The organism is Sneathiella sp. (genome assembly GCF_047631475.1).
Classification (GTDB): Bacteria; Pseudomonadota; Alphaproteobacteria; order Sneathiellales; family Sneathiellaceae; genus Sneathiella.
On the sequence record NZ_JBLHZT010000024.1, the window covers coordinates 25,129 to 46,140 of the forward strand.

Here is a 21,012-nt window from a genome sequence, read left to right on the forward strand (position 1 = left end):
ATGATCGTCTTCGGGTTCTTATTTAGGCAGTTTGCCCTGAACACCTTCAACATACCAGTTCATACCAAGCAAAGCGCCATCATCCAGCTCCTCGCCCGCAGGAACAGCAACGCTACCGTCCTGTTTTTTGATCGGACCGGCAAATGGCTTCAAGGATCCGTCCATGATGGCATTTTTGGTGTCTTCAGCCAGTTTCACAACATCAGCCGGAATTGCTTTGTTGTAGTCAGCCAATCCAACCATGCCAGACTTCAGACCGCCCCATGTATCTTTTGATTCCCACGTTCCGTCCAGCACCGCTTTTACGCGATCAACATAGTAACCATCCCAGTCATCAATGATTGCAGTCAGCTGCGCTTTCGGTGCGAAATGGTGCATGTCAGAAGCTTGACCAACAGCCCAGACACCCCGGCTTTCAGCAACCTGAAGAGGTGCTGGGCTGTCGGTGTGTTGTAGGATGATGTCTGCACCCTGATCGATCAGGGCTTTGGCGGCATCGCCTTCTTTGCCTGGATCATACCAAGTGTTCACCCAAGCGACTTTAATCTGGATGTCCGGGTTTACACTTTTGGCTGCAAGCGCAACGGCATTGATGCCCCGTACAACTTCTGGAATTGGGAAAGATCCGACATATCCAATGACATTGGATTTAGTCATTTTACCGGCAATCTTACCGATGACATACCGGCCTTCGTAAAAACGAGAGGAATATGTGCTGACATTTTTGGACCGTTTATAGCCAGTCGCGTGTTCAAACTTTACGTTTGGAAACTGCTTTGCCACTTTCAATGTTGGGTTCATGAAACCGAACGAAGTCGTGAAAATCACTTTATGGCCATCTGCTGCCATCTGGCGGATGACGCGTTCTGAATCCGGGCCTTCTTTCACGCTTTCAACAAACGTCGTTTTTACTTTGTCGCCGAACGCATTTACAACAGCCTGACGGCCAATGTCATGGCGGTATGTCCAACCGTGGTCGCCCACTGGTCCAACATATACAAAGCCGATTTTGTCTTCAGCGGCTGCGGCCCCGGCAAATAGAGTGCCTGCTACGGCAACTGCACTTGCTAGGGAAATAACGGACTTAAATTTCATAGTCTTCTCCTCTGTCAAAACTTGTTTTGCTCTTTATGCTGCAGGATGGAAAATTTTTCCGATACAAGCAGGAGCGTGTTTTCTAATACGTGATTCATCCTTGGAAATCAGTACAAGGACAATTACCGTCGCCAGATATGGCAACATGGATAATATTTGCGAAGGTAAGTCAAGCCCTGCTGCCTGTGCATGCAGCTGCAGGATTGTAATGCCACCAAACATATAGGCACCGACGAGAACCAGACCTGGCTTCCAGGTGGCGAACACAATAAGGGCAAGGGCAATCCAGCCGCGCCCCGCTGTCATGTTTTCTGCCCACATTGGTGTATAGGCAAGTGAGAGATAGGCCCCGCCAATCCCGGACATTGCCCCGCCGAAAATGACCGCGAGATAACGAATTCCGATGACAGAATAGCCAATTGAATGCGCCGCATCATGAGAATCGCCTACCGCCCGCAGGATCAGGCCCGCTTTAGTCTTATAAAGAAACCAGCTCACGGCCCCGACCATAACAAAAGAGAAATAGACCAGTATGTCCTGACCGAACAGAATAGCACCAATAATGGGCAGATCACTCAGACCTTCAATATTAAGTTGGGGCAGTTTTTCAACGGGGACACCCACAAAATCCTGACCGATAAGCGCGCTCAGGCCCACACCAAACAGGGTAAGTGCCAAACCCGTTGCCACTTGATTGGCCATCAGGGAAAGGGTGAGGATGCCAAAAAGAAAAGCCATAAAAGACCCGGCGAGTGCCGCGGCAAGAATGGCCAGCAAATAATTGCCTGTAAGGGTCGCTGTTACAAAACCGGCGACAGCACCGATCACCATCATGCCTTCAACACCCAGATTGAGGACGCCAGATTTTTCGGTAACCAATTCGCCAATACCGGCAAAAACAAGTGGTGTTGCGGCAGTAATAACGGTCAGGATGACCGGAACAATCCATTCAAACCCGTTCATGATGCGGCCTTTCCAAACTGTGCGAAGCGAAAGCGATAATTGACCAGCACATCACAGGCCAGCAAATAAAAGAGTACCATACCTTGAAAGACACCTGTTACTGCGACGGGCAGCCCCAGATTAATCTGAGCCGTTTCGCCGCCCAGATAGGTAAGGGCCATTAATAATCCGGCGAAAACAATACCGATGGGATGCAGGCGACCCAAAAAGGCGACGATAATAGCGGTGAAACCATAGCCGGGCGAAATGGACGGAAGAAGCTGGCCTACTGGACCAGACACTTCTGCCACGCCAGCAAGGCCTGCCATGGCCCCACCGAATAATAGGCAGAACCAGACAATTTTTTTCTGGCTGAAACCGGCATAGCTACCCGCTTTCGGGGCGGCCCCGATTACCTTAATCTGAAAACCGATCAATGTTTTGGATAACATGATCCAAGTCCCGAAGACCACAAGTAGGGCTATGATCGATCCAAAATGCAGCCTGGTGCCTTCCCAAAGGATTGGCATGGTGGCACTTTCGGAAAAGGTTCGCGATTCCGGGAAGTTAAAGCCGTCAGGGTCGCGCCATGGTCCATGAACCAGTAAACTGAGAACAAGGATGGCAACATAAACCAGCATAAGGCTTGTCAATATTTCATTGGCATTAAATCGGGTCTTTAGAAAGGCTGGTATTGCCGCCCAGAGTGCCCCGCCAATAATTCCAAAAATAACCATCAATGGTAACAGAAAGACACTATCAACATCATGCAGGTAGATAAAAACACCCCCGCCGACAATCGCCCCCATTGTCAGTTGACCCTCAGCCCCGATGTTCCAAACATTGGCCCTGAAACCGACTGAAAGCCCAATGGCACATAACACCAAGGGCGTTGCCTTGACCAGAAGTTCGGTAAAGCCGTAAGGGTTGTTAATCGGCACGATAAAGAAGTTTTTGAGTGCTTCCAGAGGATCAACACCCAAAAATGTGAACAAGGCAATCCCTGTCAAAATCGTTAGCAACAACGCGAGAACCGGTGTTGCATAGATCATGGAACGGGAGGGTTCTGGCCTTTTTTCGATCTTAAGCAACACTAGCAGTTTCCTTACCTGATCCGGCGCCATGAGTTCCACCCATCAAGAGGCCGATCTCTTCAATGGTGATTTCATTAATGCCACGGCTCACTGACAGTCGACCTTCAGCGATCACCGCAATTCGATTGCTGATGGCGAATAATTCATCCAGATCCTGACTGACCACCAGAACAGCCGCCCCTTTTTCAGCCAGATCAATCATAGCCTGATGGATAGACGCCGCCGCGCCTGCATCAACGCCCCATGTCGGATGGGCAATAATGATCAGGCCGGGATCTTGCAGCATTTCACGGCCAACAATGAATTTTTGAAGGTTTCCCCCTGATAGACTACCAGCAGTATGTGAAACGCCAGCGGTCCGAACATCAAATTTGGAGACAATCTCTTCAGCGAAGTTTGTTGTTTTCCGGCTTTCAATCAAACCGTTTTTCAATAGTTTTTTCTGGCCATAGGCACTCAGGAAAGCATTGTCGACAAGACTCATGTCAGGGACCGACCCATGCCCTAGCCGATCTTCTGGAACAAACGCCATGCCGAGTTTTCGGCGCTCGTTTGGTCCCAATTTTCCGATGGGTTGCTCTTCAAGCAGGATTTCGTTTGCATTTTCAAGTAATGCTTCTCCGCTCAACGCTTCCAGAAGCTCTACCTGACCATTACCAGCAACTCCCGCAATTCCAAGAATTTCACCCCGCCGTACTTCAAAATTTACAAGGTTCAGGTCAATACCAAACTGATCCGTGCTGTCCAGTGACATATTCCGCACTTTCAGTCGCACCGGCCCTTTGGTTTCGCCGTCCAGGTGCTTTGGCGCCGTCAGGTTTGTCCCGATCATCATTTCCGCCAGGGATTTCGCAGTCTCCACTGTCGGGTCACACTCTGAAATATATTTACCGCCACGAAGAATTGTCGCTTTGTGACAAAGGTTTTTGATTTCGTCCAGTTTGTGGCTGATATAGAGAATAGAGACACCTTCATCTGCAAGCCGGCGGAGGGTCTCGAACATTTTATCCGCTTCCTGCGGTGTTAAAACCGATGTCGGCTCATCCATGATCAGAAGTTTTGGATTTTGCAGCAGGCACCGTACAATTTCAATTCGCTGCTTTTCCCCGACAGACAAGGTGTGAACCTGACGGTCAGGTTGCAGTGGTAAGCCATAATTTTCAGAAATTTCGGTAATGCGTCTGGCGAGCTCCGCCATATTTTGCCGACCGGGCATACCGAGTGCAATATTTTCGGTAACGGTCATCGCCTCGAATAACGAGAAGTGCTGGAAAATCATCCCAATGCCGGTTTTACGGGCGGCATGAGGGTTGGCAATTTCCAAGGGTTGGCCGTTCCAGTGCATGCTGCCGCTATCGGCCCGCAGAACACCGTAAATGATTTTCACCAACGTGCTTTTTCCGGCACCGTTCTCACCCAGAAGCGCATGAATTTCGCCAGGAAGAATTTTCAGGTCGATGTTGTCGTTCGCCAGAACACCCGGATAAGCCTTGGTAATTCCCCGTAGCTCAAGGCGCGGTGTCGCAGCCTCTCCCATTTCCATTTATTAATTCTCCCTGCTCTTGGCTCTGACGAGTTTCAATACGGCCAGAACCGTGACATTACTATATTCAATCGGAGTTTTTAACCTTTTCTCGATTTTGATCCGAACAAAGTTTTCCTCTCGCAAGAGGCCCCGATACTTTTGTCTTCCGCTTTTTGTTGATAGATCAGTAATTCGGCACACACCGAGATCGCAATTTCCGCGGGGGCTTTACCATGCAAACCAGAAATTCCAATCGGGCAGACCAATGACGAAAGGACAGCTTCGTCGATGCCGCGCAATTTCAAGCGCCGTTCAAATTTTACCCGTTTCGTATCCGATCCAATAAGCCCAACAAATCCTACATCTGTTCGTTTAAGGACCTTGGCACATATCTCAAGATCCTGTTGGTGACTATGGGTGAGGATAAGGCAATGTCCGTTTTTAGGTATCTCCAAAACAGCAGCGCTTGGATCATTGATGACGATGGGAGTGACATTAGCCGGCAGGTTGCTTGTAAACATCTCCGCCCGTTCATCAACCCAGTCGATTTTACACGGTAGGGGGGATAAAGCGTTTACAATTGCTTTGCCCACATGTCCGGCGCCAAAAAGGGTTAGATGAAACCGATAGGGAGAGGCGGGTTCAATCAATGTGAAGGCCTCATCGCCGGCGGTAACAATTTTACTGCGGTGTTCGGTCAAACACTGTTCAATCAGTGCGGCATGCGTCATTTCTGTGCCTGCCGTGTAGGTAACAACATCGCGTGTCAGGGATCCATCCGTCCAACTGGTTACAAGAACCTGATTATCCGTATTCTGGCAAAGGGGTTCCATCCAGATCTGATCTGACCGCTGCAGAGGAGACAACAGAAGACGCACGGTTCCGCCGCAACACTGCGCCAGTTCAGGTCCAAGTGGCATGTCCAGGAGTTGGGCCATCGGTTTTTCAGAACAGAGCACTTCTTTTGCTTTTGCAATGGCCCGATATTCGAGTTCTCCGCCTCCGATTGTGCCGTGCACACTAGCATTGGTCACAAGCATGGAGGCGCCCGTTTCACGGGGTATTGATCCTTGTGTCGCGGCCACCGTCAGCAAGACAGAGTGTTCATCGGCCTTTTTGTGAAAACGGAGGATATCGGACCAGTTCATCATTCGGCAGCCGATCTGTCCGAGGTCACGCCAATCTGCATTGCTCGAACGGATTTCAGTATCCGTTCAGGTGTTGCTGGGGCATCCAGTTCAGGGAATAGTTCATAATTTGACACACTGGAAACAGCCTCTGTTAGCGCATTAAAAGCAGAGATTGCCAGCATGAACGGAGGCTCTCCCACGGCTTTGGATTTGTGAATACTGTCTTCAACATTTTCAGCATTTTCGAATAACGCCATGTTGAATATATCAGGCCGATCACTACAGGCCGGAATCTTATAAGTGGACGGAGCGTGTGTTTTCAGATTCCCCTTGTCATCGAAGAAAAGCTCTTCCGTCGTAAGCCACCCCATTCCTTGAATAAAAGCCCCTTCAATCTGGCCTAAATCGACCGCCGGGTTCAGGCTTTTACCCGTGTCGTGAATGATATCAACACGGGTAATTTTGTTTTCGCCGGTTAGAATATCAACAACGGCTTCAGATACCGCGGCACCATAGGCAAAATAGTAAAAAGGACGGCCGGAATAATTTTCAGCATCATAATGAATTTTTGGCGTGCGATAGTATCCGGTCGATGACAGGGAGACCCGGTTTAGATAGGCCAACTGAACAAGTTCGGCAAAGGTCAGGGTCTTTTTATCGCCAATCAAAATCCGATTGGGCATAAACTGAATAGCGCTTTGTGCCACCTCAAAATGCTCGGCTGCAAACTCGATCAGCCTTTCTTTGATCGTCCGTGCGGCCGCCTGGGCCGCCTTGCCGTTCATGTCAGAGCCCGAAGAGGCCGCGGTCGCGGACGTGTTTGGGACTTTATCCGTTGTTGTTGCCGTTATCTTGACGCGCTCAATATCAATTTGAAGTTCTTCTGCGACAACTTGGGCGACCTTTACGAATAAGCCCTGTCCCATTTCTGTCCCGCCATGATTGAGCATTACGCTGCCATCTGTATAAACATGCAGAAGCGCGCCAGCCTGATTTAAAAAGGTGGTTGTAAAGGAAATCCCAAATTTTACAGGTGTCAGGGACAGGCCTTTTTTGAGATAGGGGCTATTTTTGTTGAATTCCCGAATTTCATCCCGTCGGGCCAAGTAGTTCGATTTTTCAGCAAGTTCCGCAATAATTTCAGGTGCAATATTGTCTTCAACCGTCATGTGGTAGGGCGTGACGTTTCGCTCGTTTTTGCCATAAAGATTGGCCTTGCGAACCTCAAGTGGATCTTTGCCCAGATCATGTGCGATTGCGTCCATCATGCGTTCAACGGCAACCATGCCTTGCGGGCCGCCAAAGCCACGAAAGGCTGTATTGGAGACAGTGTGGGTTTTGCATCGATGGGAAATAATCGAAATGTCTTCGAAATAGTAACAATTATCCGCGTGAAAAATTGTCCGGTCATTGATCGCAGCTGAAAGGTCCGCCGAACGCCCGCACCGCGAGGCGAAGACAAACTCGACGGCCTGAACAACACCATCCGTGTTAAAGGAGACATCATAGTCCACAACAAAATCATGGCGTTTACCTGTCATGATCATATCGTCATCGCGATCAAGACGCAGCTTGGCAGGGCGTCCCGTTCGAGTGGCGACAAGGGCCGCCATTGCTGCGAACCACGCCCCTTGGGTTTCTTTGCCGCCAAACCCACCGCCCATTCGGCGGATTTCGACAGTAACGGAATGATCCGGAACATTCAGAAATTTTGCGACGTTATGCTGTACTTCTGTTGGATGCTGTGTTGAGCAATGAATATGAACATCGCCGTCTTCACGGGGGGTTGCAAGTGAGATATGCCCTTCAAGGTAAAAGTGGTCCTGTCCGCCGATCTCAAGGCGGCCTGACAGTCGGCGGTCGGCTTGTTCCCGTTTCAGTTCTGGTGCACCCCGTTTTAACTGGCGGGTTGGAAGAACAAAAGAGCCCGCTTGCATTGCTTGGTCAACGGTCAAAATGGCGGGTTTTTCGTTATAGACCACTTTTGCCCGTTTTGCCGCACGTCGTGCCTGTTCGATACTTTCTGCAGCGACCACAAACAGGGATTGTCCGACATATTCTACAATATCTTCGGCAAAAACCGGATCGTCCCCCAGGACAGGAGACGCATCATTTATGCCGGGCACGTCTGTTGCTGTGAAAACAGCGACAACGCCATCCGCTGCTTTGACATCTGTTACATCCAGTTCGACCAGATCCGCATGGGCCTTTTCACTTTGGGCAACATATAAATGCAGCAGGTCTTTCGGCTCTGAAATGTCGTCGATATAGTCGGCTTCTCCAGAAACCTGCTTTATCGCACTGTCATGGATAAGAGGTTTGTGAACCTTGCCTCGAATTTCAGTTTTGCTGGGTGTTGGATTACGCATCGCTCAATCCTCCCTTGCCGACAAGCCTTGTTTGAATTTCGGGGGCTGTCGTTTCAACAAAGAACTTCTGTAGCAGGTTTTGTGCAGCCATCATCCGATACTCACTACTTGCCCGCATATCTGACATTGGTTGATAGTCCTGTGTCATCAGTGCCATAGCCTGCTGAACAGTTTCCTGGCTCCACACTTTTCCGCGCAGTTCCGCCTCTGCCAGAGATGCCCGTAAAGGCGTGCCCGCCATTCCGCCGTAACAAATCCGAACATCCTCAACGGTGTCGCTTTTCAGAGACAGGTAAAACGCGCCGCAAACGGCGGAAATGTCCTGATCAAACCGTTTTGATATCTTGTAGTTACGGAAGTGGTTTTCTTTCGTTGATAAAGGGATACTGACCTTTTCGACGAATTCACCTGCCCGAAGGTCCTGCTTTCCATATTCAATAAAAAAATCTTCCAGCGCGATTTCCCGGCGTCCCGTTGCACTTTGCAACGTCAATGTCGCGTTTAACGCGATCAGGGCCGGCGGCATGTCGCCAATTGGGGAGCCATTGGCAATGTTACCGCCAATGGTGCCTGAATTGCGGATCTGCGTGGAGGCTATGCGCCTCACCAATTCGCCAAGATCTTCAAAATGTTCGGATAAAACTGGCCATGCCTCAGAATAAGTAACGCCCGCGCCAATCGTAAGATCCGTTTCGGTAAGCTTTATCTGTTGCAGTTCTTCGATTTGGCCCAGATAAATGATTGTTTTTAATTCTTTATGCAGTTTGCTAACCCATAGCCCAACATCTGTAGAGCCAGATAAAAGAACGGCGTTTGGATGATCCTCCAGCAATGCCGTAAGCTCTTCCGTGGTTTTTGGTGCAAAATACCGGCGATCATGCCACTGATAGCCAAGAGATGGGTCATTCTTCAATTCTCGGAGATGACCCGCTGTTTGGCTTTTTATAGGATCAAATGATGGGGTATCGGCATGGTCAGCCGCGTCTTTGGCCGCCTGAATGATCGTGCCATATCCGGTGCAGCGACATAAGTTGCCAGCCAGAACATCATTGATGTCCGCCGCATCTTTAGAGTTCCGGCCTTGCCGTTCCGCAAAGATCGACATAACAAATCCGGGGGTGCAGAAACCGCATTGAGTTGCGTTGTTTTTTACCATCGCGTCTTGTACGGGATGAAGATCACCATTGGGTGATTTCAAATCCTCAATCGTCAAAAGTTCTTTGCCGTCCAGCATCGGCATAAACTGAATGCACGCATTGACGGCCTGATAGCGAACGGATCCATCTTTTTGAAGATCTCCCAGGACGACAGTGCAGGCACCACAATCGCCTTCGGCGCAGCCTTCTTTTGTCCCTGTAAGAGCATCTTCATATCGTAAAAAATTCAAGACTGATTGTGTTGGGTCGCAATTTTCCAACTCTCTAATCTGTCCATTATGGACGAACCTGATTTTATGACGCATTGGTTCCTCCGAAGAATACTTTTATATATAGGGCTAGCAGCATGTAAAATATAACTAAAATAAGAGAGGCTGCACTGAACTTTCAGTGCAGCCAGAGTGTAAGTTCACATCAGTCTTTTTCTTGCGGCAAGATCGAGTTCAGCAAGATTGACAGGAATGCGACCGGAAATAAGCCAGACGTCAGCATCATTTTTGCCCAGTCCGGGAAAATGCCAACGACACCTGGCTCGGCTTTCAAGCCCAGGCCCACGCTCAGAGAAACCGCAATGATGACCATGTTACGGCGGTTCATTTTTACGTCACTGAGCAGATTGATACCTGCGCCGGCAATCATACCAAACATTACCACGGCACCGCCTCCGAGGACGGCATATGGCATTGCAGATACGATGGCACCAACTTTAGGGACAAAAGCGGCAACGAGAAGGAAAATGGCGCCGATGGTGACAACATGCCGGCTCATGACGCCTGTCAGGGAAACGACACCCACATTCTGACTATAGGATGTGTTGGGCATGGAGCCAAAAAGACCACCGATTGCTGTGCCAAGACCGTCAGCCATGGTGCCACCCGCGATTTCTTTGTCCGTTGCTTCCCGGCCAGCGCCGCCTTTCGTGATCCCGGAAATATCGCCTACTGTTTCAATAGCCGACACGATGGCCATCAGGCACATCCCGATAATGGCCGCAGTTTCAAATTTCAACCCAAATTTAAGAGGTTCTGGAAAGGCGAACCAGGCCGCATCTGAAATACCACTAAACTTTACCATGTCCATTGGGATCGCCATCAGGTAACCAGCAACAAGGCCAATCAGGATTGCAGAGGCGGACGTCATTCCTTTGGTCATGAATTTCACGCCCAGAATAATGACAATAACGGAACACCCAAGAACAAGATGATACCAAGCACCAAAATCCTTGGTAACAAATTTTGCAAATTTACCACCGCCTACATACTCGACACCGATCGGGAGCAGAGTCAGGCCGATTGTCGCAACAACAAGGCCTGTTACAAGTGGCGGTAGGATACCGCGAAAACGACCGATGAAGGTGCCAAGGAAAAAGTGGAAAATACCGCCGACGATCGTTGCCCCGAAGATGATTGCCAGGGCGTCTGTTCCTTTTACTGATGCCGCAATCGGTATCATGACAGGCAGAAAGGCAAAGCTGGTTCCCTGCATAATTGGCAAGCGGGCACCGATAGGTCCTGCGCCAACTGTTTGTAAAAGGGTGGCAAGGCCGGCGACCAGCATTGCAACCTGAATCAGGAAAACCTTGTCGCCCCCGGCAAGGCCAGCCGCACCGGCAATGATGATCGGAACAGTAACATTACCGGCAAACATTGCCAGTACATGTTGGATACCAAGCGGGATCGCTGTCCCCAATGGTGGTGTATAATTGGGATCACGCAGGCCTTCACTGTTGAAGCTCCCTGCTTTCCCAGATTGTGAAATTTCACTCATAATATGCCCCCTGTTATAGGCTTTATCTGAGAAAGCATCTCTCCCTTGCTTTCTCGTCGGTTATTTTCCGGGGTTAGCTTCCCCGATATGTTGAATAGCTATAGGGGGACACAAGTAACGGAACATGATAATGCTCTGTTGCGTCGGGCACCCCAAACCTTATGACAATTTCATCGAGGAATTTTGGTTCTGGCAGATCCTGATCGCAGGCGTCAAAATACTGTCCAGCGTGAAAAACCAGTTCATATTGGCCGCATACAAGGTCTGTGCCTTCAAGAAGTGGGCCGTCACAACGACCATCTTCATTAGAGGTAACAGTTTTCAATAGCTCCCAACTGTCTTCTTTCAGAATATACAGATCAATCTGAATATTTTTGCCTGGAATGCCTGCGGCGGTATCCAGAATATGTGTTGTTAGCTTTCCCATACTATGCCTTGTTACCGCTTACCAGTTTGCCTGAATTTCGCGATTTTTACGTTGATAAAAAGTCCCCAATTCGAAAACCATGCCCGAGAAGTAAAAAATTGTCTACATTTTTCGTTGTTTTTGTATTGAGGTTATTATTCGAAAAACGGCCTGAGTGCTAAATTTTGAGCAATTGCTGCAAAAATAATCAATATTTGCGGAGATTACTGACCTTTTTTCTTCTTTTGTTGATCAATATGGGCTTGCTTTGTATACAATATTTGAACATATTGTTTTGAAGTTATTGAATTTTCCTTCTTGGTTGGGATGACGAATGAGCGATATGTTGCGCGCTGTTGACACAACACGGCAAAAACCAGCAAAGAAAAATCAGCAGGATGAGCATATCTATGATCAGATGCTGTCTGCGATACTGGAGCAACGATTGTCGCCGGGGACGAAGTTGTCTGAGGATGTTCTGGGCGAGATTTTTGGTGTTAGCCGAACTGTTATACGCAAGGTCCTTCAACGTCTTGCTTATGAAAAAGTGGTGCGAATTCTGCCAAATCGGGGCGCTTACGTGTCTGAACCGTCCCCTGATGAAGCGCGCGATGTATTGGAAGCTCGCAAAATTGTCGAAGCGGGTATTATCCGCAAGGTTGTCAGAAACAGATCAGAAGCGGATATCAAGCGTCTGGAAAAAATGTTGGCTGAAGAGGCGGGCAGTATTGAGCAGGGTAAATATAGTAAATGGGTCGCTCTCTCTGGTGATTTCCATCTCGTCCTGGCCGAAATAGCAAAGAACGAGCCCTTGCAGGATTACCTTCGGGAACTTGTCTCACGTACCTCGTTGATATTGGTTCAATATCAAACTGGCCGTGCAGGCAATCAAAGTTGTTCTTGCGATGAGCATGGCGATATCATCGCCGCCATTCGTGATCAGGACGAGGAAAAAGCCGTTAAGCTGATGCATGATCACCTTCAGGCCTGCGAAGAGCAGTTAAAACTGGACGGTGCTGATCCTGTTAGCGATCTTTACAAAATCTTTTCTAGCGCAGCAGATTGATAGGGCAGGACGATAGAATGACGATCACCACAGATTATCCACGAGATATGATCGGCTATGGCGCTGAAACACCAGATCCGAAGTGGCCGAACAAGGCGCGGATCGCCGTGCAATTCGTTTTAAATTACGAAGAAGGTGGAGAGAATAACATCCTGCACGGCGATGATGCTTCCGAAGCGTTTCTATCAGAAATCATCGGGGCCGATATGTTGCCGGATGTGCGGCACATCAGTATGGAATCCATCTATGAATATGGTAGCCGGGCAGGGGTTTGGCGGCTGCTTCGGCTGTTCGAAAAATTCGATATCCCCCTGACGATTTTTGCGGTCGCTATGGCCTTGGAACGAAATCCTGCTGTGGCTAAAGCATTTGTTGATGCCGGACATGAAATTTGTAGCCACGGATATCGTTGGATCAATTATCAATATGTTCCCGAAGACGTGGAACGGGAGCATATGCGCAAAGCTATCGAGATCATTACTTCCCTGACAGGTCAGCGACCCCTAGGCTGGTATACCGGCCGGACAAGTCCAAATACGCGCAGGCTGGTCGCCGAGGAAGGCGGTTTTTTGTATGATGCTGACGCCTATGATGATGACCTGCCATATTGGGCGACGGTGGGCGATAAAAATCAGCTGATTGTTCCCTATACACTGGATGTCAACGACATGCGATTTGCCGCGTTGCAGGGTTTTAACAGCGGGGATCAGTATTTTACGTATCTCAAAGACAGTTTCGATACCCTTTATGAAGAAGGGGCTGATGCTCCGAAAATGATGTCTGTGGGATTGCATTGCCGTCTGGTTGGCCGACCCGGCAGAATAGCGGCTTTGAAGCGTTTTCTGGAATATGCGCGTTCACATGAGCATGTCTGGTTTGCCCGGCGCATTGATATTGCCCGGCATTGGCATGAACATCACCCTGTTGAAGGATAATATATGACAGCGTTAAAAAATCGGCCCAGTGAAATGGATGTTGAGACGTTCGTTGGCATCTTTGGCGGTATTTATGAGCATTCTCCCTGGGTTGCTGAACGTGCCTGGACGAAGATAGAGACATCGGATTTCGATCATGTTGAGGCGCTGGCCACGTTGATGGCGGCAATTGTGGCAGAGGCTACGGATGCTGAGAAACTGGCGTTGATAAAGGCGCATCCTGATCTGGCGGGCAAAGCTGCTGTTCAGGGGGAATTGACACATTCGTCAACATCTGAACAGGAAAGCGCTGGCTTGAACGAATGTACGGCCGAAGAGTTTGAGCAATTTCAGGCGTATAACCACGCCTATAAAAGCAAATTCGGCTTCCCTTTTATCAAAGCCGTTAAGAACAGCAATCGGCATGAAATTCTGGCGGGCTTTGAAGAGCGATTGAAGAATGATCCGCAAACTGAATTTAATGCAGCATTGCAGGAAATTGACAAAATCGCAGGCTTCCGCCTGCAGGAATTATAAGCACCCTTCAAGGGGCTATCGGAGTTAAATAAAATGAAGTTACTCACTGCAGAAGAAGCTGGTTTTGTCAGCCGTTATACAGATCTCGCCCAGCCACGTTTAGGGTCCGAGGTCATATATGCGACTGATGATTTTTTTGCGGATAAAGCGCGTTTGATCGATCCTGCCGAGCCGGTATTTATTGATGATAAATATGATGATCATGGAAAATGGATGGATGGCTGGGAAAGTCGGAGAAAGCGTGGTGAAGGATATGATCATTGCATCATTCGACTGGGGTTGCCGGGCATTGTTCATGGCGTAAATATCGATACAAGTCATTTTACCGGAAATTTTCCACCCGCCGCCTCCATCGACGGCTGTTATTGCGAGGGGGACCCTGATGGGGAAACGGTTTGGCAGGAGATTGTACCTTCTGTAACCCTTGGGGCGGACAGCCACCATCTTGTGGCTGTAGAAAGCGAGCAAACATGGAGCCATTTGCGGCTTAATATTTATCCTGATGGCGGGGTTGCGCGCCTTCGGGTCTATGGACAGATCAATTGCAATTGGGAAACACGCGATCCGAACGAAATCGTTGATCTTGCGGCGCTGGTTAATGGCGGCCGGGGAATTGCCGCAAATAATTCACATTATGGCTCGCCGACGAATATTCTGGCGCCCGGCCGAGGGGTGAATATGGGAGACGGATGGGAAACACGCCGTCGCCGCGAACCGGGCAACGACTGGGCAATCATTGCGCTGGGCCATCCCGGCACGGTGAGCGCCATCGAAGTCGATACGGCTCATTTTAAAGGGAACTTTCCGGAAGGCTGCACCCTTCAGGCAGCTTATATGAAGGGCGGCACGGAACAGTCAATCATTACGCAAAGCATGTTTTGGAAAACCCTCTTGCCGGAACAGAAACTGTCCATGGATGCTATTCATAAATTTGAACATGAGGTCCAGGATATTGGTCCCATAACACATGTGCGGCTTAACATTATCCCTGATGGCGGTATAAGCCGGCTGCGTCTTTATGGAAAAATCGAGCAATAGGGTGACGACTATGACGCTTCAAATCCGGCCTTTGACAAAAGAAGCCTTCGCGCCCTTCGGGGACGTCATCAGTGTGCGTGAAAATGATCATTTCCTGATCAATAATGGATCTACGGAACGCTATCATGATCTGGCGAAGGTGCAGTTGTTGAACGGTGGTCGGGCCCTGATAAATATTTTCAGGGCAACGCCGCTTACCTACCCGTTAAAAATTACGATGGTTGAAAGGCACCCGCTGGGCAGTCAAGCCTTCGTTCCCATGAGCGGCCTGCCGTATCTTGTGGTTGTCGCACCGGCCGGGGAGGACGTTAATTCTGCCGATCTGCAGGCTTTTTACGCAGACCGTGATCAAGGCATCAATTATCACGCAGGAACCTGGCATCATCCTGTTCTGGCCCTGCACGAAATAAGTGACTTTTTGGTGGTTGATCGGGGGGGGGATGGTGAAAATTGCGACGAGTGGTTCTTTGAAGAACAAGATGATATCACGCTTGGTCAGTCAGTGGACGATTTCATCTGGTAAAAATAAGAATATAGAATGTCGTTGAAGCCGACAGACTGCCAGAACTTTTGTGCATCGATATTGTCTCGGACGACCTGTAGATACGCGGTCTTAACCGACCGTTTCTTTGCGGTCGTTAGGAGCGATACCGCAATGTCCCGGGCCAATCCGTTACGTTGATAGTTTTGATCGGTCATGAAATCAAACAAGCCGACATAGGTCTCTGAAAAAACGGCCATTCCGATAGAAACAGTCCTGTTGTTCAGACGGCAGCTGACATAGGCGGTCGGTAAATTGATCCTTTCATACATCGCTGCAAGAGGCGCTCTGAGATTGTCATTTAGCCCTTTTATTGCAAGATGGGCCGACATCCAGTCTGATGTTAGGGTGTTGCTGGTTTCAAGAGAGGCGCCGACATCCTGTCTTTGAAAGGACGCCAGATCCAGCAGACGAACATCTGTGTGATCAATCTCAGAATATCCTGAATTTTGCAGAATCTCTTTCAGGTTTTCAGGGGATGCCAGGGGCGTCATTCGAAAACAGGGGGCTTTTTTTGCAGTCTGGAACAACGCTTCAACTGTTTTGATTTTTTCATCTGCCGGCCTTTGACCGGGCGTCAGAAAATTGACAGAATTTATTCGTTTGGTATGCCCGCCTGACATTCTGATGCGCCAGCCATCCAAGTCGATTTCCTGTTCAGCGGGAACGGCTTTAAAGGAATGGTCTTCAAGCTGCCTGATTTTTGTGACCTGTTTTTCTGAAAGGGACATTGTCATTCTGACCAGAAGGCTATTAATTAAAAGAAGTGAGATTAATAAAGGCAAGGCGGGCGAACCCAAATGATATCAGACGGGGGTAAATCATCAAAATTTTATCTGGGGGGTAGTTTTCTGGTGGCCCTGCTGCTGTTTGCTGTTTTTTCTGTATGGGTCGATCTTAAGCCCAAAATAACCGAAGATTTTTTCTTTGGCAGCAATGACCCGGCCGCCCAGCAAGCCCAGAAAATAAGAGAACTGTTCCCGTCGGAGGCATTTCTTTTACTAAGTGTTGGTGGTCATAACATTTATTCGGCACCCTATTACCGTCAGATAAAGTCCCTGTCTGAAAAACTGGCAATGCTGCCGGGAACCAACCGCCTGATTAGCCTAGCGAATGGACCCGCTACTGCGGAAGATGCCCGTAAAAGCCCGTTCTGGCGTCCTTTGTTAATCAACCGGGACGAAACGGCCAGCCTGATCCTTGTTTTTGTAGAAAAGGACGGGCAGTCGTTACTGGTGCGAAAAATTGACGAGATCAGTCAGGAAGCGGCGCAAAGTCCGGACCTGACACGGATCGGATTATCCGGTATGCCTTATATCGCTGAACAAATCCGGCAAAGTCTGGTGCGGGATGTCAAGATTTTCAGCAGCCTTGCACTTGTTGTTTTTATAACGCTGATCGGTTTCTTTTACCGGTCTGCAATGATTGCGCTGGGCTCTTGCGTGAGCGGGCTGAGTGCTATTTTCATGACGCTGATTGTCCTTCAGATGCTTGGGCAACCGATTGGTATTCTGACGGCAAATCTGTCGATCATTGTTTATGTTCTGGTCCAGTCCCAAATTATCTATCTTACGAACAACTGGTTGCGAGAAAACAAAAAGCAAACGGCAAAATGGCGCGTGCGTCAGGCCGTGGGTAAGACATTTAGGCCCTCCTGCTGGTGCGCGCTGACCACATTGCTGGGCTTTCTGACATTGTTGTTCGTTTCTGCGGAACCGTTACGGCAACTAGGGGCGGGGGGAATTGTCGCAGTTCTCTGCGCGCTCGCCTGTTGCTATCTTATTTTTCCGTCATTTCTGATCTTTGCACAGATTAAACAGCCCAAGCAAAGTGTTCAACTTTCCGAACGTCGCCTGACAGGGTTTCAGGCGGTTAGCGGATTGCTCTTATTGTTTATCATGGGGTTTTCTTTTTTCGGGCTTTGGACACTCAATACAGACCCCAGCCTTTTGTCCTATTTCAAGAAAGACTCAAATATTGAAACGGGGTTGAGGCGCATTGATGAAAATGGAGGAAGTAGTCCACTGCTTCTTGTTGTTTCGTTAAAGTCTTCGAACTCATTGGATAATGAGGCGGCCTATAAAAAGTTATGGACCCTTCACAAGAAACTGGCGCAACACTCTCAAGTGGGAACAGTATTGTCCCTTCCCGCATTGTTGGCAGAGGCAAACGACCATCCTTTTGCGTTCTTGTTGCCCTGGCGGGAAATCGTGACACTGCTTTCCCTGGATATGAACCAAAGTGTTGTTGAAAATTTCCTGACCAACGACCGTGAGCAGGCGTTATTTCTTATTCGAATGAAGGAGCAGGGGCGCGACAATCCTCGAACGGCCGTGATCAATGATATCCGATCGACTGTCGAAAAATCGGGCTTTCGGTTAGACCTGACGGGGGGCGTATATTTCCTGCAAGCGAAACTGGCGGATCTGGTAGACGAGAGCTTGATTAGTGGTGTCTTGGGAGTGCTTTTGCTGTTCGTGGGGGTCAGTTGGATCGTAACAAGGCAGATCCCAATGGCCCTTGTCATGGGAGGGGCGGCCAGCATGATCCCTTTTATTCTGCTGGGGGGAATAGGTCAGTTCTCCATCCCTGTTGATATTATTTCTGCCCCTGCAATAAGTGTTACGATCGGGTTGGCTGTTGACGCGCTGATCCATTTGGCGATGGCAGTTAAACGAAAAGGGGCGGATATGGAAAAACAGACGGTCTGGTTGAAAGCGATCGAGGAGCAGGGCCCCGGAATTATTACGTCAGCCATGGTTATCGCTATCGGATTTCTTATTTTTTCCTTCTCGGATTTTCCCCCTACTGTCCGGTTTGGTCTGATGGTCGTGTGTGGCTCATTATTGGCTGTTTTTGTTGCTTTGGCAGCGTTTCCACTGTTTGCCCGGTTTTTTGTCCGGCAGTGACCTGATATAGAATGAGTATGACGTATAAAATTCCAGAAATCGGATTGCCCGTTGAACAGGTTCTTCCCTCCCTTGTTGATGCTTTGAAAAACAGGAACAGTGCCGTATTGCAGGCCCCACCCGGGGCAGGAAAGACGACAACTGTGCCGCTTTGGTTGCTGGGACTGACGGATAAAAAAATAGTAATGCTTGAGCCCCGCAGACTGGCCGCACGGGCCGCTGCGCGGCGGATGGCGGATCTTTTGGGTGAGGCGGTTGGGGAAACAGTAGGGTATCGGATCCGGTTGGATACAAAGGTAAGTGAGCGAACCCGTATTGAAGTGGTTACGGAAGGGATCCTGACCCGAAAACTACAACAAGACCCGGAATTGTCAGATACGGGGGTCCTTATTTTTGATGAATTTCATGAGCGGAATTTACAAACGGACCTTGGTTTGGCGTTGGCGTTGCAATGTCAGGATGTCCTGAGGGAAGATTTGAAGCTGGTTATCATGTCGGCAACCCTTGATACCGATCAGGTCGCACATTTATTGTCGAATGCGCCGGTTATCAAAAGCGAAGGGCGGTCGTATCCCGTGGAAACGCGCTTTCTGGAGAGGGCGCTCAAGACACGTCTGGAACCTGCGCTTGCTCGGAAAATTGAAGAAATCTGCGCAGTTGAACAAGGGGATATACTGGTTTTCCTGCCGGGTGCAGGCGAAATTAACAGGACAATGGCCCTGTTGCAGGACTATGCACGAAAGGACAAGGTTGCCCTGTATCCACTCTATGGCACGCTGTCTCAAAAAGATCAGGATAAAGCCCTGTTTCCGGATCCGGATGGGCGTCGAAAAATTGTTTTCGCAACGGATATTGCGGAAACCAGTCTGACAATCGACGGCGTTCATATTGTTGTCGATGCGGGGCTGGCCCGTATGCCGCGGTTTCATCCGGGTAGTGGCATGACCCGGCTGGAAACAAAGCGTATTTCGCGGGCATCAGCCGATCAGCGGCGTGGGCGGGCAGGGCGGCAAGCCCCGGGTTTGTGTTATCGGTTTTGGACAAAAGCAGAAGATCGGGGGCTATCACCGCATTCCGAACCAGAAATCGCGGTTACTGATTTATCTGCTTTGGCGCTGGAGCTGGCCAAATGGGGGGAGACGACACCTGAAAACCTGAATTGGATGACGGTACCTCCGCCTGCACTGATGGCGCAGGCGAGAGATTTGCTGGGCTCCCTTGACGCATTGGACGATCAGGGGCGCATTACGCCCATGGGCGAAAAAATGGTAAATTTGCCCCTTCATCCCAGATTGGCCCATATGCTGATAAAAGCTCAGGCGGTCGGAAAGCAAGCCATTGCATGTGACCTCGCGGCAATTTTGTCAGAACGGGATATTTTGAAAACCGGACGGGACAATCCAAATACTGATATCCGCGCCAGACTTGAAATTTTAAATCGGTCCCGCACGGGGAGCCAGAATATCCCCAATATTCATGCGGTAAAACGAAACGCAGATGATCTGCGCAGACGGTTCAAGGTTGGAAAGGAGGCCAGTTCCGTTTCAGATGCCGGGCTTGTCCTTGCCTTTGCCTATCCTGATCGGATAGGTAGTCTTCGCAAAGAAAGTGATGCTCATTATCATTTATCTGGCGGACGGGGTGTTCATCTTCCCGCGGGGGACAGATTGCAAAGGGAGCCTTATCTTGTTGTGGCTGATCTGGACGGAAAAGGCAGGGATGCGCGAGTATATTTGGCAGCGCCCATTCGATATTCTGAAATCATTGCGCATTTTTCAGGGTCAATTCATGACACCGAGAGAATTTATTGGGATCCGTTGAAAGACAGGGTTTTGGGGATGCGGGAGCGCAAGCTGGGGGCGTTGGTTTTATCTTCTGAGCGCGCCAGATCCCTGGATCCAGAAGCTGTTGAGCGCACGTTTTTGGCGGTTATCCGAGAGCGTAAAATGCGGGACCTGCCGTGGGATGCGGCCAGTCGATCGTTTATCGAACGGGTCACCTTTGCACGATATCATGCAGAGGATCCCGATTTTTGGCCTGACCTTTCGGAACAGGCTTTGCTGGAAGATCTGGATACCTGGCTTGCCCCTTATCTGGCAGGGAAAAGCAGGCTTGCGGATTTAGGGCAATTGAAATTGGCTGATATCTTGAAGTCCAGACTGGATTGGTCCGCACAACAGGCGTTGGATGAATTTGCGCCGTCCCATATCGAAGTTCCCACTGGGTCCCGTATTCGGCTGGATTATGCCAACCCGGAAACGCCGGTTCTCGCCGTTCGTTTGCAGGAAATGTTCGGGCAGGCGGACGTTAAGCCTGTCGGCGGGGGGCGTGTTCCATTGACGATCCATTTGCTCAGCCCTGCCAGACGGCCCGCGCAGATAACACAGGATCTGGCCGGTTTTTGGAGAACCAGTTACACGGCCGTCAAAAAAGACCTGAAGGGGCAGTATCCAAAACACTACTGGCCAGATGATCCCTTGCAGGCAGAGCCGACAGCAAAGGCCAAACCCCGCAAACAATAA

At 49.5% G+C, this 21,012-nt stretch carries 17 protein-coding genes; 7 read left to right on the top strand and 10 right to left on the bottom strand.

Features of this window, described 5'->3' with window-relative positions:
- Positions 1-18: 18 nt before the first annotated feature.
- The 9 genes from ACJAYR_RS11130 to uraH form a co-directional block, all read right to left on the bottom strand.
- Positions 19-1,095 carry a BMP family ABC transporter substrate-binding protein gene (locus tag ACJAYR_RS11130; protein ID WP_415236670.1) on the bottom strand — a complete coding sequence of 359 codons (1,077 nt, stop codon included), beginning with the start codon at positions 1,093-1,095 and terminating at the stop codon, positions 19-21.
- Positions 1,096-1,128: 33 nt separating this feature from the next.
- The gene (locus ACJAYR_RS11135; protein WP_415236671.1) at positions 1,129-2,058 is read right to left on the bottom strand and encodes an ABC transporter permease; all 930 of its coding nucleotides are present in this window, start codon (positions 2,056-2,058) and stop codon (positions 1,129-1,131) included.
- On the bottom strand, positions 2,055-3,128 hold the full coding sequence (locus ACJAYR_RS11140; protein ID WP_415236695.1) for an ABC transporter permease: 1,074 nt from the start codon (positions 3,126-3,128) through the stop codon (positions 2,055-2,057). Before ACJAYR_RS11140 ends, ACJAYR_RS11135 begins: the two co-directional genes overlap by 4 nt.
- Positions 3,121-4,674, bottom strand: a complete 1,554-nt coding sequence (locus tag ACJAYR_RS11145; RefSeq protein ID WP_415236672.1) for an ABC transporter ATP-binding protein — start codon at positions 4,672-4,674, stop codon at positions 3,121-3,123. The genes ACJAYR_RS11140 and ACJAYR_RS11145 overlap by 8 nt, the downstream gene beginning before the upstream one ends.
- An 80-nt stretch (positions 4,675-4,754) precedes the next feature.
- Positions 4,755-5,807, bottom strand: a complete 1,053-nt coding sequence (gene xdhC / locus ACJAYR_RS11150) for a xanthine dehydrogenase accessory protein XdhC (RefSeq protein ID WP_415236673.1) — start codon at positions 5,805-5,807, stop codon at positions 4,755-4,757.
- The gene (xdhB, locus tag ACJAYR_RS11155) at positions 5,804-8,155 is read right to left on the bottom strand and encodes a xanthine dehydrogenase molybdopterin binding subunit (protein ID WP_415236674.1); all 2,352 of its coding nucleotides are present in this window, start codon (positions 8,153-8,155) and stop codon (positions 5,804-5,806) included. The genes xdhC and xdhB overlap by 4 nt, the downstream gene beginning before the upstream one ends.
- Complete coding sequence (gene xdhA / locus ACJAYR_RS11160; protein WP_415236675.1) at positions 8,148-9,617, bottom strand: xanthine dehydrogenase small subunit; 1,470 nt, start codon at positions 9,615-9,617, stop codon at positions 8,148-8,150. Before xdhA ends, xdhB begins: the two co-directional genes overlap by 8 nt.
- 109 nt (positions 9,618-9,726) lie before the next feature.
- Positions 9,727-11,079 (bottom strand): uracil-xanthine permease family protein, encoded by a 1,353-nt coding sequence (locus ACJAYR_RS11165; RefSeq protein ID WP_415236676.1) that lies wholly within the window; start codon positions 11,077-11,079, stop codon positions 9,727-9,729.
- Between the two features lie 73 nt (positions 11,080-11,152).
- Positions 11,153-11,506: a hydroxyisourate hydrolase gene (gene uraH, locus ACJAYR_RS11170; protein WP_415236677.1), complete on the bottom strand. Its 354-nt coding sequence runs from the start codon at positions 11,504-11,506 to the stop codon at positions 11,153-11,155.
- Positions 11,507-11,819: 313 nt separating this feature from the next.
- Between uraH and ACJAYR_RS11175 the strand changes: the two genes are divergently transcribed.
- The 5 genes from ACJAYR_RS11175 to ACJAYR_RS11195 are packed head-to-tail and all read left to right on the top strand — an operon-like array spanning position 11,820 to position 15,563.
- Positions 11,820-12,551, top strand: coding sequence for a GntR family transcriptional regulator (locus tag ACJAYR_RS11175; protein WP_415236678.1), 732 nt, complete (start codon positions 11,820-11,822; stop codon positions 12,549-12,551).
- Positions 12,552-12,574: 23 nt separating this feature from the next.
- Positions 12,575-13,486 carry an allantoinase PuuE gene (gene puuE / locus ACJAYR_RS11180; RefSeq protein ID WP_415236696.1) on the top strand — a complete coding sequence of 304 codons (912 nt, stop codon included), beginning with the start codon at positions 12,575-12,577 and terminating at the stop codon, positions 13,484-13,486.
- 3 nt (positions 13,487-13,489) lie between these two features.
- Entirely contained in the window at positions 13,490-14,002 is a 513-nt protein-coding gene (uraD, locus tag ACJAYR_RS11185; RefSeq protein ID WP_415236679.1) for a 2-oxo-4-hydroxy-4-carboxy-5-ureidoimidazoline decarboxylase, read from the top strand.
- 33 nt (positions 14,003-14,035) lie between these two features.
- On the top strand, positions 14,036-15,040 hold the full coding sequence (gene alc, locus ACJAYR_RS11190; protein ID WP_415236680.1) for an allantoicase: 1,005 nt from the start codon (positions 14,036-14,038) through the stop codon (positions 15,038-15,040).
- 10 nt (positions 15,041-15,050) lie between these two features.
- Positions 15,051-15,563: an ureidoglycolate lyase gene (locus ACJAYR_RS11195; RefSeq protein ID WP_415236681.1), complete on the top strand. Its 513-nt coding sequence runs from the start codon at positions 15,051-15,053 to the stop codon at positions 15,561-15,563.
- Here the strand turns inward: ACJAYR_RS11195 and ACJAYR_RS11200 are convergent.
- Entirely contained in the window at positions 15,536-16,312 is a 777-nt protein-coding gene (locus ACJAYR_RS11200; protein ID WP_415236682.1) for a GNAT family N-acetyltransferase, read from the bottom strand. The two genes, ACJAYR_RS11195 and ACJAYR_RS11200, sit on opposite strands and share 28 nt — an antisense overlap.
- A gap of 69 nt (positions 16,313-16,381) precedes the next feature.
- Between ACJAYR_RS11200 and ACJAYR_RS11205 the strand changes: the two genes are divergently transcribed.
- Positions 16,382-18,490: an efflux RND transporter permease subunit gene (locus ACJAYR_RS11205; RefSeq protein ID WP_415236683.1), complete on the top strand. Its 2,109-nt coding sequence runs from the start codon at positions 16,382-16,384 to the stop codon at positions 18,488-18,490.
- Positions 18,491-18,507: 17 nt separating this feature from the next.
- The gene (hrpB, locus tag ACJAYR_RS11210) at positions 18,508-21,012 is read left to right on the top strand and encodes an ATP-dependent helicase HrpB (RefSeq protein WP_415236684.1); all 2,505 of its coding nucleotides are present in this window, start codon (positions 18,508-18,510) and stop codon (positions 21,010-21,012) included.